We start from the raw sequence: 13,058 nt of genomic DNA on the forward strand, positions 1-13,058 counted from the left end.
ACAGACCTACCTGACTTTCCATATAGCACAAGGAGCAAAACCATGAATCCCTTCGACCGAACCGACGGCAGTTTCCTCGTCCTGGTCAACCAGTTGAATCAGCACAGCCTCTGGCCCGACTTCGCGCAGGTCCCGGCCGGCTGGACACAGGTATTCGGCCCGTCCGAGCTGGACGCGGCCAATAACTACGTCCAGGAACACTGGACTGATATCACACCGCGGGAATCCGCCCAGTGATCCGGTGGCTGCGCCGCCATTCAATCGACCTGGGTCCGCTGCGCAGCAGCAGAGCGTTCACCCTGATTTTTTGGGGGCGTCTGGTATCCATCGCGGGGATCGGCGTGCTGAGCACTGCGATTCCGTTACAGGTTTATGCCCTGACCGGTTCGTCCGTCCACGTCGCCCTGGTCGCAACCGTCATGGGCCTGGCCGGCTTCGCGGGGGCACTGTCCGGCGGCCTGATGGCGGACCGGTTGGACCGTCGCAAGATCATCCTGGCGGCCCGCGGTTCAGCCATAGCCGGCTTCGCGCTCCTGGCAGTTAATGCCTTTGCCGCTGAGCCGATGCTGGCCGCATTCCACGTGGCCGCGGCCGTGGATGGGCTGGCTGGAGGCATCAGCGCCACCGCACTGTCCGCCACGGTGCCACGCACGGTGGAACCGATCCAGCTCCCGGCCGCGAGTGCGCTCATGGCGATCAGCATGGATTTGGGCATGGTGCTCACCCCCGCCCTGGGCGGCCTGCTATACGCAGTGATCGGCCCGGGCTGGCTGTATCTCTGGGTCATCGCCGCGAGTCTGGCCAGCATGGCCCTGCTCTGGGGACTGCCTGAACTGCAGCCGGGCATCGACGAACAGGCAGCGGCTGATCCGCAGATCCGGCAGGCCGGAACACTCGGTGCCATTCGTCGCACCTGCGCGCAGGCATGGGCCGATACCCGTGAGGGCATGGCATATGTAGCGCGCGACCGGGTGGTTGGCCCGATCATGCTGCTGGGGTTCATCCAGCTGCTGTGCGCCTCGCCGTACGTGCTGATTCCGGAGTTCGCCGAGCGCCAGCTGGGGCTGGGACCTGAAGCCGCCGGCTTGCTGTATTCAGCACCGGCAGCCGGAGCCTTGCTCGCCTCGCTGAGCAGCGGCTGGACCGGACGGGTGCGGCCCGCAGGCCGAGTGCTGCTGGTGGTACTGTGCGCTTCCAGCCTGGGCGTGCTGGCCCTGGGCCTGACCAGTTCGCTGCCATTGGCCCTGGCAGCCATGGCCTTGACTGGCGTGGGGGATGTGCTGGCCGAGATATTCCGTTATGCGATTATCGTCGGGCGCACCCCGGACCGGTTGCTCGGCCGGGTCAGCGCCGTATGGAGCGCCCAAGGTACCGTGGGTGATACCTTGGGCGGGCCCTTACTCTCGTTGCTGGCCAAGGTGTTAGGACCAGGCGGAGCGATCGCTGCAGGCGGCGCGCTAGCCGCCGGCCTCAGCGCCGTGGTGGTATTGAGTGCTCGCGAATTGCGCGCACTCCGGATCGAGTCCGAAACGCCGGAAGAGATCATTGTCCCGGAAGCTGATCCCAGCTTCCGGGGCGCTGACGGCCCATAGGCCTGCTCCGGCGTCGTCCCTGACGTTCATGAACCGAGCAGTTGCCAGGTTTCTAACCGCTCGACCGGCAGGGGCGCGGTGCAGGCCAGTGAAGCCACATGCCCGTGGCCGACGTCCACTGGCTGCAGGTACACCGGGCCGGATTCCACGCCGGGCGTGTGTACCTGGGACCACCGAGCGGGCGGGCCCAGCGGGCCGGTGGAAACCTGGAAACTGGCCGGGTCAACAGCCAGCCCCACCCCCGCCGCCTTGAGCAGGGCCTCCTTAGCTGAGAACAAGGTCAAGCGCAGAGCGTCGGGGCGCACCGCGGCACCCGCTGCGGTGCGCTCGCCGGGAGAAAGTACCGCATCATCGAACCCGGGGAATACTCCCGGAGGGTGCAGCCCCGGCCCACGTTCCACATCGACGCCCAGCAGGACATCGGCAGGCGCCACGGCCGCCATAGCCAGCTCCCTGGTACGGGACAGCGATACGGCGCGCTGCGGGTGGCGCGGTTGGCCGTGGTCTGCGACGCCGCACTTCGGGCAGTGGCGGGTAAGTTGCAGTAAACGTGAAGCGCGGGGATCGACGTGCAGTTTCCGGGCCAGCAGCAGACGCAGCAACGCCCTGGACGCGAGCAGCGCCGCGGCATCGGCAGGGTCTTTGAAGGTGCCGGCCTTGGTCGCTTCGGGGCCTAGCAATTGCGCATAGCCCCCCAGCTCGGCGACCTTGACCCGGACCTCGTCGACCGTGGCGGTGAGATAGCTCAGATGTGCAGCGGGCTGCGGGGCGGGGCGGAGATGTTCTGCGGGTTCCACACCTCCAGCCTACGGCGGATTCTGCCGCATCGGGTACGGCTCACGCGACTGATTCTCTTTCCATGCCACTTCCAGCGCGCCGAATCCAACGCGCCAAATCGCGACCGCTTGGGCCGTGGGGCTTCGGTCGACAGGACCGGGTCAATAAAGATGAATAATTACGAACACACAGTAGAACGTTTTTGAGTAAGGTGAGCCTATGATAACGTTGGCCGAGGTGATCTGCTCAGTCACCGAAGTTTTCGCTAGACTCGACGACTCCGAAGGTACTCGCACATGAAATTCACTCCACGCGCCCGCTGGGCCGCTATGGCCTTGTCTCTGTCCTTGCTCGCCACTGGCTGTGCCGCCAGTTCCAATGCCAACGGCGAGAGCGGTACTTCCGCCACCGCGGCAGCGCAGAATGTTGACGGCACTGTCATCGTTGATACCGCGTTCGGAAAGGTCAGTATCCCGTCAGACCCGCAACAAGTGGTGGCGTTGGAAGGCGGTTCCGTGCCTGCCGTTGAGGCCGGCCTGACGCCGCTGGCCACCGCCGGCGACACCTTCGACGATTCCTTCGGCAACGCGGCAGATTTCGACGCCGTGGAAAAGCTTCCGTCTATTCTTACCCCGGATGGATGGGACTACGAGCATCTCGTTGAGTTGAAGCCCGACATGATGATCGGCTTCATCCGCGGCGGTGACGATGCTTCGGAGGAACTGAGCTCCGAGAAGAAAGCCGAATTCGAAAAGCTCAACGCCATCGCACCCACCGTGCTGATCCGCACCAACGGTTCTGCCGGTACCCGCGACGCCTCGGTGGCTATGGCCGAAATTCTGGGCAACGGCGAGCAGGCCCAAGTGCAAAAGAAGGCTTACGAGGACAAGATCGCCCAGATGAAGTCCGATTACGCCAAGCAGCTGTCGGAGAATGCTTTCGCGGCCGTGGACGCCTACGAGGAGGTCACTGTTTACTCCAAGATTTCCTGGATTGGCAAGGTCCTGGATGATCTGGGGGCGCCGGCCGTCGAGGCGGTCAAGAACGAAGAAGCCGAAAATGGCGTGTTTCTTTCCTTTGAGCAACTCTCCAAGATCGACGACGCCACGGTGATCTACTACCCGCAGTACACCGACGGTGCTTCCGACGCGCTTGACACCCTCGAAGGACAAGCTACCTGGACCTCGCTGTCAGCGCTCAAGGACAAGCACGCCTTCGGTCTGACCCATTTCTTCCCAGACAACTATGGCGCCGCCCTGCGTGTGGCCGAGCAGATCGAAGAATCACTCAAGAGCCTCTAGTCCCCAAGTCCAAAGGACCTATCCATGATTATCACGACCCATGATCCGGCTTCCGGCGAACTCATCGCACCGGACGAAGAAAATCCCAAGAACGCCACGTATACGCATCCGCTCGTGCCCCGGCTAGTGACCGTCGAATCGGTGGAGCCGCTGGGAGCACGCATGGTGCGCATCCGCGTAGTCGGCGAGGACCTGAAGTCGCTTCGCAGTGTCGCAGCCGAAGACCACGTCAAGGTATTCTTTGACCGCGATGAGCAAGGCCGTGCCGTGCTGCCCACGGTGGTGGGCGACCGGTGGATTGATGGACGCTCAATGACCAGCCGAGACTACACCATCCGGGATGCCGACCCGGCGGCTGGATGGATGGACCTGGATTTCGTACTGCATGAGCACGGAGTCGCCGGACGCTGGGCGGGCACCGCGCAACCCGGCGAGCAACTGGCCCTGCTCGGCCCGCGTGGCTCCTTCCGGGTGAAGGACGTCTTCGACTGGTATGTGCTGGCCGCGGACGAAACCGCCCTGCCGGCGTTGGCCCGATGGGTTTCAGGCCTGCGCGCCGAGGCGAAGGTTTTCGCCTTCATCGAGGTCAACGACGCGGCCGATGAGATCGTACTGGACAGCCGAGCACAATTGCAGGTCAGCTGGCTGCATCGCGGCTCGTCCCCGGCAGGAAGAACCGATTTGCTGGTGCAGGCCGTGAAAGCCCAGCAACTGCCCCAGGGGGAGGGCTTCATTTGGGTGGCCGGCGAGTCGATGTCCATTAAGCCGTTGCGTCGCTACCTGAAGAACGATCTGGGGCTGGACCGCGAGAACTGGGATGTCGACGGCTACTGGCGCCGGGGCCAGACAGACCACGACCACCATCACGACGAGGACTAGCATGAGCGCCGGTCTGCGCGACCTGGCGGTGGACCGGCCGGCCCGCAAAGGCTTGCCGGTCTTCGTCGCCTGCGCCGTGGCTTTGCTGCTTGCCGTCGCCGCTAGCCTGCTCTACGGTTCCCAGCCGGTACCGGCAGTCGATGTCCTGGCCTACCTGCGCGGTCAGCAGGGAAACCTCGTTGAAGCCAACGCCTCGGTTATGGCTCTGCGAGTGCCGCGCACCGTGCTCGGCCTGGTCTGCGGCATCTCACTGGGCGTGGCCGGAGCCTTGTGCCAGGCGCACACGCGTAACCCGCTGGCCGATCCGGGCCTGCTCGGCGTAAGCTCAGGAGCGGCCGCAGGGGTGGTTCTGGCCATCAGCGTGTTCCACCTTGTTTCGCCCGCGCAATACACCGTCTTCGGCCTGCTCGGGGGGCTAGTTGCCGGCTCGATGGTGCTCGGCCTGGCCGCGCGCATTCGGCTCGCCAACGCCGCCACCAGCCTGATTCTGGCCGGCAGCATCATCACCGGAGTGTTGAATGCCGTCTCCAGCGCCGTCGTGCTGTTGGATAAGGTCACCATGGACCGCTTCCGCTACTGGACCGTCGGTTCGTTGTCCGGACGCGACGCCTCCGTGCTCTGGGACGTGGGCCCGTGGCTGGCCCTTGGGCTGCTGCTCACCGTCCTGAATACTTCCTCGCTTGACGCGCTGGCGCTGGGCGACGATGTGGCTTCCAGCTTGGGGCGCAACGTCATCCGGGACCGGCTCGTAGGCCTGCTCGCCGTGGTAGTGCTTGCCTCAGCGGCGACCGCCTCGATGGGAGCCATTGCCTTTCTCGGTCTCGCGGCCCCGCACCTGGCCAAGCGGATTGCACCTGGCGGGCTACCTGGCGCGGTGTGGCTCTCCGGAGCCCTGGGCGGAGCTATCATGCTGCTGGCCGATACCGCAGGCCGGCTGGTGCTGCCCACCGGCGAGCTGAGCGTGGGCATCATGCTGGCTATTCTCGGCGCACCCCTGTTTATTCTGATCGCGCGCAGCCCGCGCATGAGGAGAGCCGTTGACAGTCTCTGAGTTCATCCGTCCGGCGGCTCCGGCGGTGCGCGCCACCGGTCTGCATTGGCGCTCCTTGCTGTGCTGGGGCGTGTTATCCGCCGCCGGGCTGCTGCTGCTGGTCAACGCACTGGGGCTGGGGTTAGACCTGCGCCTGTGGTGGCTCGTGATCAGTGGCCAAGCCGATTCGGGAACCATGTTCTTGGTGCGCGACCTGCGGGGTCCGCGTGCCCTAGCCGCGATCGTGGTGGGCGTTGGCTTCGGTATCTCCGGTGCGGTCACCCAGGCGGTACTGCGCAATGTGCTGGCCAGTCCCGATATTATTGGGGTGACCTCGGGCGCCAGCCTTGGTGCCGTCGCCTCCATCGTCGGCTCCAACGCCGTGCCCGCCATCCTCCTGCTGGGCCCATGGCGGCTGCCGCTGTCGGCGACACTGGGCGCCCTGCTGGCCGGGGCGGTCGTCCTGGCCGTTTCCTACCGCGGTGGCATCAGCTCCTTCCGGTTGGTGCTGGTGGGGCTGGGAGTGAACGCTGGACTGGGTGCCGGGGTCAGCTGGCTACTACTGCGTGCGGAGCTGCCGGACCTAAATAGCGCCATGGTCTGGCTTACCGGAAGCCTGTCGCTGGCCACCTGGGGCCTGCTCTCCCCGGTGGCGCTGGTGGTCCTCGTGGCAGGCGCCGCGCTAATCGGGCTGTGCGCTCGGTGGCTGGATGTTCTGGCACTGGGCGACGACGCGGCCGCGGCCCTGGGTTTGCCGGTGCGTGCCGCGAGCCTGCTGATGCTGGCCCTGTCGGTGCTACTTGCCGGCGCCACGGTGTCGGTCGCTGGTCCAGTGGGTTTCATCGCCTTCGTCGCCCCACAGCTGGCCCAGCGAATGTTCGGGACGACCCATCCCACGCCCGGAAGGGCGGCGCTGACCGGTGTGGTGCTGATGCTGCTGGCGGATTTGATCGGACAGAACCTGTTTCCGGTGCTGCTGCCGGTCGGTCTGGTCACCTCCATTGCCGGCGCGCCGTTCTTGGTGTGGATCCTGGGGGTGCTTTCGCGTAAGGGGGCGCGTTGACCCCTCATCAAAGCGCCACACGAAGCCCATGCCTCATTTACTTCTGCTCGCGAAAACTCTGGCGTTCCAACGAGCAAAGGGTTCTGCTGAAGTGATGAAATAAGGACTCTGAATGAACACTCGACATCAAATCATCAAATGCTTCGCCAAAGCCACGAAACGCGAAAAGGGAATTCTTCTGGACTATCTCCGCGCGCCCACCGGCTGATCCAGAGCCAACACCAGACACCGTCTGAGCGCAGAACACCAACGGATCACCGGCTAGATACCTACACCGTCCCGCGGCGCAGGGCCAGCGAGTATCAACTGGCGTCCTTCAGGATCCTGGAACGCATCTGGCCGCTCTGCGGGGATCCTTGCGGCAAATACCTCGCCGCAACAATCTCCGAGGACATCAAATGCCGTGAACGCTTCGATGAATTCGGAAAACTCTCCGTGCTACTCACCGACGAGGTGAAAGCGGAACTGCAGTGCATGTCAGCTGCCACGATGAATCGCCATCCGAAGCAGTTTCTCGATGCTAGATAGCCATTGTCTCTTTCCGCGACTAAGGCCGGCTCAATGCTCCGCTCGGAAATTAAAGTCCGCTGCTCAGGTACTCCAATGGAGCAAGAACCCGGATTCTTTGAAGTCGATACTGTCGCACTGCGAGCATAACCTCTAAGGCGAATATCTGTACTCCGTCACGCTCACCGACGTATTCGCTGGCTGGACGGTGATTATTGCGGTGAAGAACCGCGCCTACTGCAATGTGATGGCCGGCATCCAGAGCCTTGTAGCTGGTTTGCCGTGTCCGGTGACAGGGTTCGACTTCGATAACAGCGGCGGATTTATCAATGTGCCATTCATTGAATGAGCCGAAACGAACCACCTCGCGCTGACGCGGGCCAGACCGTATAAGCACAACGATAATGTGCATGTGGAGCAATGAAATAGTGGTTGGGTGCGCAAGCACGCTTTCAGGTTCCGGTATGAAACGCGGGAAGAAATGGCGTTACTCAATGAGCCTTGGGTGTTGGTTGACCAGCGGAAGAACCATTTGTTGCCCATGGTGAACGCCAGCGGGTATGGCACCGCGAGGTCAGGGCGCAGAAAGCGGACGCATAATGCTCCGCGTACCGCTTATCAACGGATTATCGAGCTGAAGGCTATGGATGAAAGGCATACGGCAGAGCTCGCAGCGCGCGAGTATTCTTTAAATCCGGCGCTCACCAGGCGGATCGCGGAGATTCAGGGGCAGCTAATTGCCCGCTCTAAGTTCCGTAGCAATGGAACTAGTAGTGAGTTTGGCGAGCAATTTAGTTGAGGCACGGGGTTAATTTTCGTAAGCATATTGACATGAGGCAAGGCGGGTCCCCATCATGAGCTGATTGGCGGCAAGGCCCCGTTGCGATGGAACCAATTGTGATGAATTCACTAGTCAGCGGAAAACTAGCGGCTTGCCTCAAGGTCAGGCGGCCTTATATTTCCAATCGCTCAGGCCATCTACACGGGCCAGCAGCGTAATATGGTCGACTGCTCATGCTGCTACTGGCATCTTCCAAGGCTTCAAATGCTTGATAGCTCGTAATCCTCAATCGGGCGCTTCATAAATGTTTGGCAGCGCTTCTGCACTCTTAGAGGTGCGAGCAGAGATAGACGCATTCTCTTGCGCCCCATAAAGGGGAACGCTGATCGAGTCGATCAGCGTTTGGATGTCCTGCACCTTTCCCTTCCAGTACCTTTCGACCTTTGGACGTGCAGCACTGGTTTCTGTTCCTGGGCCGTTGATCAACTCCACGTAATGGTCTCGACGACTGCACAAAGCGTTTTGCAGTTCCGTGGCCTGTTCGTCAGACAGGTGAATACTGAGTAGTGATCCGTTCACTTTTTCACGCTCCTAAGCTCTCGGGCCGGTGCTCAGCCCTAAAGCTGGGCACCGGCCCGTTCGACCCACTGCCGCTACCGAGTATGGTGGCCCTATGGGTGGGGATCTGTTCTTTTCTGGGAATCTGAAGGTCAGCACCTGAGTGCGATAGCCGAACTGCCGGTGGTACCAGCTAGGTATCATGTTCCTGCTACTCGACCGGTCTGAAGCCGAACCTAGTCCGCAACGCTTCGCCGTACTATGAACTGGTCGAGCCGATCACTGAGCTGTGCTAAGAAGTCCCTATCGTCCTCAGCGAGCAGTTCTTCCAGGTAAACGAGCAACGTTTCCATGGCACTGTTCCATCAGCTCTACCTGGTAATGGACTTCGTGGACTTTCCGCGCAGAATCTTGATCTTCCGCGGCTTGGCTGACTCGGCCAGACCAATGTCCAAACTCAGTACCCCGTCGGCGTAGTTCGCGCTGATGTTCTCCGTGTCCAGGTGCTCTCCAAGGATGAATTCCCGGCTGAAATGACCCCACACTCGTTCATTGCCCAAGACGTTGCGACGTCCTTCAGGCTTAGGACGTTGAGCTCTGATGGTCATGACGTTGCGTTCAATGGCCACGTCGATGGATTCCGGGTCAATTCCTGGGAGATCGATTTCCGCGTGGAATCCTTGTTCGTCGCGCCACGCATCCATGGGCATGGCATTGACGCGTTCGGGGCTGAGCTGGGTGTTGAAAGTCCGCTGGACCAGTCGGTCGAAATCGCGCAGGACATCATTTTGCATCATCATTGTTCTTCCTTTCCTCGGCAATGTTGCTGATGGTGCACTTGGAGCCAGATCCAAAATCTATCTCCAATGATGTAGATTTTATATCACATGAATATCAGATGGCGCAAGAAGAAAGATCAATTTTTTGGAAATTTCTAAAGCTCATGCCCTACCAGGTGAAGATAACTATTCGATCTCCTATGCGGCGGGTACGGTCGGGTTGAGTGTGCAGTCGTTGAGGCTCTATGAGTCACGGGGGTTGGTGGTTCCTCGGCGCACCAACGGAGGTACTCGAAAGTACTCGCGGGTGGATTTGGCGCGTATTGGAAGGATAGTTGAGCTGCTTGGTGAGGGGTTGAATTTGGCTGGAATAGAGAGAGTGCTGATCTTGGAAGAGGAGAACCGCCTTTTGCGCGCAAGGCTCTCGAAACGGTAGGGGCGTACCTGTCAGACGGGTTTGTCCCAGCGCAGGTATTCACGGCAATATTGCCTGTGCGCAAGTTGTATTTCGTGCTGACGCAATTGCGCACAGTTTATTCACGCTGCGTGCATACTATAGTCGCCTGGCGGCTCGTTCGCGCTTCGCGTGATCCACGCTTGGCGTGTTTTACCTTGCAGGAGAGCGTGGTTTGCGCCAGTATCGGGTCCAACAGCGAGCTCTCTACAGTCCCCGGGCTACCGCTACGCCAACCGCAATCCACGAGCGTTATGTGGCAGGACGCAGTGCGTCATAGCGAAGCGCGCCGCCCGCGAAGGCTGGACAAAACGGAATGCTTGCCACATCACGTGCGCACACCACAAGCTCTTCAATCAGGGCTAACTCGTACCCCTTCAGAAGAGCCGCACGTTCAAACGCAGGATGCTGCACTTCTGGACTGATGACTTGTTTATCCATTGAAACCCGGAGGGCTTAGCCCCTGATCTTGACCGAGCCACCAAACATATCTTTCACGGGCCAACCGTGCACCAAGGAAAAACCCGCCTAGCCGATGTCTCCATCTCTAAATATGAGTAGAGGGTACCCCCAGTGAATGGGGCACCCTCTGGATATAGCTTTTGAGAATCTAAGGCTGAGTTGCTCGAATCGCGTCAGTAATGGACGCACCAGGATGCTGACGGCGATATTCCTTCAGTTCCCGAGGATCAACCTTCTTCGTGATCTCCACGGAGGCATCATACTTCTCTCCGAAAAAGGCCCAGAGCATCACGCCACACGCCGCGAAAATCAAAGCAACAAAGATGTTGCTGAAGGCAAAATACGCCACCGCAGCAAGTGCAACGCACAGCAGGGTCAGAACAGGCCTAATATAATTCTTCATGGAACTCACTCCTTAAGTACACGCAGTTTTAATGGCAGCAATACCCAACAGCTCAGCTCCTAGAGCGGCTGCAGCTCCACCTAAAGCTTGAAGTTTCTCATAGGAGAAGCTAGCTCCCCTCTCGGTCAGGCTGTATGTGAGTCATCCAAGACCCACCACTGACAGAAGGAAACACCATGAGCACCATCGGCGTCACTCGCGAAGAAATCAGGGAATACGTCCACCAGTACAACCTCCAGCCCCACGGCACTCGCACCGTCTGGCTCACACAACAGCCCTTCTCCAAAGCCACGTTCTACCGATGGAACCCCTTGTGTTCGAAGGCGACCTCGACCGCAACCTAGTTCCACGAGATCATGGAAGGATGAACACCACCCCGAGCCAACGTTCAGCCCTAGAATCAGCACGAGCCAAAGAACAAGCAGAACAGCAAGCTGAACTCGCTGCACTGCGTGAACGTGTCCGCCAGCTCGAAGGAACCAATGAGGCCCTGGGAAAAGCTATCGGGCTCTTGCACACGCTGAACGAGCAAGGGCCCGCCGCATCGAAGACGAACGAACAGAAGAATTCCTCGCCGCGGAAAACGAACTCGTCCGAACCTTAAAGAACCTGACGGGTTCGCAACGCCAGGCCTTGAAAATTTCCGGGATCTCCCGTTCAACCTGGCACTACCGAATCAGCCCACGACCGAAAACACCGAATCCTGTTCATCAAGCCGACCGCGCTTATTCAACTAGGATCAGCCCGGCTGATCGTGAACGCATCAAAGAGCGAATCCTTGCCGGCTGGGCTCGAGACAACTCTGTGGACCATTCCTTCGCCACGGCCTGGGATGAAGGCCTCATGCTCGGTTCCCGACGCGCGTGGTGGCGTATTGCCGCGCAGCTAGAAGAGCAGATGTTGCGGCCACAGGTACCAACCCGGAAACAAAACCGCAGGACGAGAGGGGAAAAACCTGTTTTGAAGGCCACCGGACCGGGACAGATCTGGAGCTGGGACATTACTGATCTGTATTCGCCATATAAGAACTGCGTGTTCAAGGCCTATTCGATCATGGATATTTTCTCCCGGCAGATCGTAGGTTACCGGGTGGAGGAGCGCGAAGCGGACCATATGGCCGTGGAGATGTTCGAGCAGGCCTTCAAGGACTATGATGTGCCGCAAGTGGTACACGCTGACTCGGGGCCTGCAATGAAGTCCAACGCGCTGAAAAACGCGTTAGAGGCCCGACATGTGCGGCTGAGCCATAACAGGCCCAATGTGTCTAATGACAATCCGTTCAGCGAATCGGGATTCCGTACGATGAAGTATCGCCCGGGATATCCAAAAGTCTTCGTCTCGGTTGAGGACGCTCGGGCTTACCTGAATGGGTATGTCCCTTGGTACAACTGTGAGACTTGTTCTAGCTGGTCTGGGACTGGCTGGCAGGATGGGTACCAGCCACTCCGTCTGATAGATGTGACTCATGGTACAACTGACCCGAAGGTGTCATCTTATGGACTTGTCCGTTTATCGAGTGTGGAGCGGCCGGTACCTGTCCGGCCCACCTCGGTAGCCTGATTAGAAGATTGTCCGCCCTTGCGGGGGCGTGACTCGTCACAGTTCTGTTCCGTAGTGATCCTACCCGGACTGGTACCGGCCGTTCACGGCTACCAACCAAGTCCAGCTCAGGAAAGTACAGTAACCGCATTGTCTATCGTCGCTTATAGCCACCCATTTGTCGTGGGTGTCGACACTCACGTACGCAACCACGTCTATGCCATTGTGAACGCCTCAAATGGAGCATTACTCGAAACCCGACAATTTCCCACCACAGGGTCAGGCATCAACAGGGCCATCAAATGGGTGGCTCGCCGCACCGAAGGCAATGCTGATAGCCTCTGGGTAATCGAGGGCGCAGCATCTTACGGCGCCATTCTGGCCGGCACCGTGGCCACCCACGGTTTCTCTGTCGCTGAAGCACCACGTATGGATGCGAAAAAGAATCGAGGCGTCGGCAAATCAGACGCTTTGGACTGAACCGTCCCGGAAATCATGCCGCCGTGTTATGTGCGGCAGCGTCGGGTAACGAGCCTGTCATTTCATCATAGTAGGCACGCTCAAATTCCTCGGGAGTTTGGTGATCCAGCGAGGAATGCAAGCGATCATTGTTGTACCAAAAGACCCAGTCGAAGACGACCTCAACGACATCTGATTCGGTCTTCAACGCACCACTGCGGAAGGGAGAACCCTTGGCCACGGCTTCATTCTTGAATAATCCCATGACCGTTTCGGCAGCCGCATTGTCGTACGCATCCCCGACACTGCCAATCGACGGAACCAGCCCCTCAATTTCTAAGGTGTCGGTGTAACGGATCGAGGTATATTGCGAGCCAGCGTCCGAATGATGTAGAAGCCCCTTGTCAACTGGTCTTTTGGTGTGTTTTCGGCGCCATAAAGCCATCTTCAAGCGCTGTTCCACGAAGGCGGTGT

At 59.9% G+C, this 13,058-nt stretch carries 17 protein-coding genes and 2 pseudogenes; 13 read left to right on the forward strand and 6 right to left on the reverse strand.

Annotated elements, in window-relative coordinates; translation table 11 throughout:
* The first annotated feature begins 42 nt into the window (after positions 1–42).
* Positions 43–237 carry an MbtH family protein gene (locus CIK76_RS15185; protein WP_096254737.1) on the forward strand — a complete coding sequence of 65 codons (195 nt, stop codon included), beginning with the start codon at positions 43–45 and terminating at the stop codon, positions 235–237.
* Positions 234–1,592, forward strand: a complete 1,359-nt coding sequence (gene entS / locus CIK76_RS15190; protein WP_176484248.1) for an enterobactin transporter EntS — start codon at positions 234–236, stop codon at positions 1,590–1,592. The genes CIK76_RS15185 and entS overlap by 4 nt, the downstream gene beginning before the upstream one ends.
* Before the next feature lie 26 nt (positions 1,593–1,618).
* Here entS and CIK76_RS15195 read toward each other — a convergent pair whose 3' ends face one another.
* Positions 1,619–2,272, reverse strand: coding sequence for a 4'-phosphopantetheinyl transferase superfamily protein (locus CIK76_RS15195; protein WP_141393580.1), 654 nt, complete (start codon positions 2,270–2,272; stop codon positions 1,619–1,621).
* A gap of 393 nt (positions 2,273–2,665) precedes the next feature.
* Here CIK76_RS15195 and CIK76_RS15200 point away from each other — a divergent pair, with 393 nt between their 5' ends.
* The 6 genes from CIK76_RS15200 to CIK76_RS19910 all read left to right on the forward strand — a co-directional run bounded on the left by CIK76_RS15200 (position 2,666) and on the right by CIK76_RS19910 (position 7,948).
* Positions 2,666–3,670 (forward strand): ABC transporter substrate-binding protein, encoded by a 1,005-nt coding sequence (locus CIK76_RS15200; protein ID WP_096287957.1) that lies wholly within the window; start codon positions 2,666–2,668, stop codon positions 3,668–3,670.
* 24 nt (positions 3,671–3,694) lie between these two features.
* Positions 3,695–4,549 carry a siderophore-interacting protein gene (locus tag CIK76_RS15205; protein ID WP_096287959.1) on the forward strand — a complete coding sequence of 285 codons (855 nt, stop codon included), beginning with the start codon at positions 3,695–3,697 and terminating at the stop codon, positions 4,547–4,549.
* A gap of 1 nt (position 4,550) precedes the next feature.
* On the forward strand, positions 4,551–5,600 hold the full coding sequence (locus tag CIK76_RS15210; protein WP_096254732.1) for an iron ABC transporter permease: 1,050 nt from the start codon (positions 4,551–4,553) through the stop codon (positions 5,598–5,600).
* Positions 5,587–6,642 (forward strand): iron ABC transporter permease, encoded by a 1,056-nt coding sequence (locus tag CIK76_RS15215; RefSeq protein WP_096287961.1) that lies wholly within the window; start codon positions 5,587–5,589, stop codon positions 6,640–6,642. The genes CIK76_RS15210 and CIK76_RS15215 overlap by 14 nt, the downstream gene beginning before the upstream one ends.
* A gap of 138 nt (positions 6,643–6,780) precedes the next feature.
* On the forward strand, positions 6,781–7,170 hold the full coding sequence (locus CIK76_RS19905) for a hypothetical protein (RefSeq protein ID WP_255248502.1): 390 nt from the start codon (positions 6,781–6,783) through the stop codon (positions 7,168–7,170).
* Between the two features lie 415 nt (positions 7,171–7,585).
* Positions 7,586–7,948 (forward strand): integrase catalytic region, encoded by a 363-nt coding sequence (locus tag CIK76_RS19910; protein WP_255248503.1) that lies wholly within the window; start codon positions 7,586–7,588, stop codon positions 7,946–7,948.
* Between the two features lie 267 nt (positions 7,949–8,215).
* Here the strand turns inward: CIK76_RS19910 and CIK76_RS15225 are convergent, their stop codons facing one another.
* On the reverse strand, positions 8,216–8,509 hold the full coding sequence (locus CIK76_RS15225) for a hypothetical protein (RefSeq protein WP_096287963.1): 294 nt from the start codon (positions 8,507–8,509) through the stop codon (positions 8,216–8,218).
* Positions 8,510–8,859: 350 nt separating this feature from the next.
* Positions 8,860–9,288: an Hsp20/alpha crystallin family protein gene (locus CIK76_RS15230; protein ID WP_096254729.1), complete on the reverse strand. Its 429-nt coding sequence runs from the start codon at positions 9,286–9,288 to the stop codon at positions 8,860–8,862.
* A gap of 124 nt (positions 9,289–9,412) precedes the next feature.
* Between CIK76_RS15230 and CIK76_RS15235 the strand changes: the two genes are divergently transcribed.
* Positions 9,413–9,703: a MerR family transcriptional regulator gene (locus CIK76_RS15235; RefSeq protein WP_255248504.1), complete on the forward strand. Its 291-nt coding sequence runs from the start codon at positions 9,413–9,415 to the stop codon at positions 9,701–9,703.
* A gap of 270 nt (positions 9,704–9,973) precedes the next feature.
* On the opposite strand, the gene CIK76_RS19140 is transcribed toward CIK76_RS15235, so the two are convergent.
* Complete coding sequence (locus tag CIK76_RS19140) at positions 9,974–10,162, reverse strand: hypothetical protein (RefSeq protein WP_141393581.1); 189 nt, start codon at positions 10,160–10,162, stop codon at positions 9,974–9,976.
* Between the two features lie 169 nt (positions 10,163–10,331).
* A complete protein-coding gene (locus tag CIK76_RS15240; RefSeq protein WP_096254727.1) occupies positions 10,332–10,586 on the reverse strand; it encodes a hypothetical protein in 255 nt (84 codons plus the stop codon).
* A gap of 176 nt (positions 10,587–10,762) precedes the next feature.
* On the opposite strand from CIK76_RS15240, the gene CIK76_RS19650 reads away from it, so the two are divergent.
* From CIK76_RS19650 to CIK76_RS15255, 4 genes and pseudogenes are all read left to right on the forward strand, one after another.
* Positions 10,763–10,930: a hypothetical protein gene (locus CIK76_RS19650; RefSeq protein ID WP_217990410.1), complete on the forward strand. Its 168-nt coding sequence runs from the start codon at positions 10,763–10,765 to the stop codon at positions 10,928–10,930.
* A gap of 20 nt (positions 10,931–10,950) precedes the next feature.
* Positions 10,951–11,190 (forward strand): hypothetical protein, encoded by a 240-nt coding sequence (locus tag CIK76_RS19655; protein ID WP_217990411.1) that lies wholly within the window; start codon positions 10,951–10,953, stop codon positions 11,188–11,190.
* Positions 11,191–11,219: 29 nt separating this feature from the next.
* Positions 11,220–12,146 carry a DDE-type integrase/transposase/recombinase gene (locus CIK76_RS15250; protein ID WP_141393582.1) on the forward strand — a complete coding sequence of 309 codons (927 nt, stop codon included), beginning with the start codon at positions 11,220–11,222 and terminating at the stop codon, positions 12,144–12,146.
* A gap of 69 nt (positions 12,147–12,215) precedes the next feature.
* A pseudogene (locus CIK76_RS15255) lies at positions 12,216–12,602 on the forward strand (transposase); the annotation flags it as partial.
* Positions 12,603–12,723: 121 nt separating this feature from the next.
* On the opposite strand, the pseudogene CIK76_RS19915 reads toward CIK76_RS15255, so the two are convergent.
* Positions 12,724–12,996, reverse strand: a pseudogene (locus tag CIK76_RS19915) (IS3 family transposase); the annotation flags it as partial.
* Between the last annotated feature and the right edge of the window lie 62 nt (positions 12,997–13,058).

The sequence above is a fragment of the Glutamicibacter sp. BW80 genome, from assembly GCF_002332385.1.
Lineage (GTDB): Bacteria > Actinomycetota > Actinomycetes > Actinomycetales > Micrococcaceae > Glutamicibacter.

What these genes read in the sequence shown, in the direction of transcription:
- CIK76_RS15185 (WP_096254737.1), top strand. Translation starts at nt 43, where the DNA reads ATGAATCCCTTCGACCGAACCGACGGCAGTTTCCTCGTCCTGGTCAAC.
- CIK76_RS15200 (WP_096287957.1), top strand. Translation starts at nt 2,666, where the DNA reads ATGAAATTCACTCCACGCGCCCGCTGGGCCGCTATGGCCTTGTCTCTG.
- CIK76_RS15205 (WP_096287959.1), top strand. Translation starts at nt 3,695, where the DNA reads ATGATTATCACGACCCATGATCCGGCTTCCGGCGAACTCATCGCACCG.
- CIK76_RS15210 (WP_096254732.1), top strand. Translation starts at nt 4,551, where the DNA reads ATGAGCGCCGGTCTGCGCGACCTGGCGGTGGACCGGCCGGCCCGCAAA.
- CIK76_RS19905 (WP_255248502.1), top strand. Translation starts at nt 6,781, where the DNA reads ATGCTTCGCCAAAGCCACGAAACGCGAAAAGGGAATTCTTCTGGACTA.
- CIK76_RS15230 (WP_096254729.1), bottom strand. Translation starts at nt 9,288, where the DNA reads ATGATGATGCAAAATGATGTCCTGCGCGATTTCGACCGACTGGTCCAG.
- CIK76_RS19140 (WP_141393581.1), bottom strand. Translation starts at nt 10,162, where the DNA reads ATGGATAAACAAGTCATCAGTCCAGAAGTGCAGCATCCTGCGTTTGAA.
- CIK76_RS15240 (WP_096254727.1), bottom strand. Translation starts at nt 10,586, where the DNA reads ATGAAGAATTATATTAGGCCTGTTCTGACCCTGCTGTGCGTTGCACTT.
- CIK76_RS19650 (WP_217990410.1), top strand. Translation starts at nt 10,763, where the DNA reads ATGAGCACCATCGGCGTCACTCGCGAAGAAATCAGGGAATACGTCCAC.
- CIK76_RS19655 (WP_217990411.1), top strand. Translation starts at nt 10,951, where the DNA reads ATGAACACCACCCCGAGCCAACGTTCAGCCCTAGAATCAGCACGAGCC.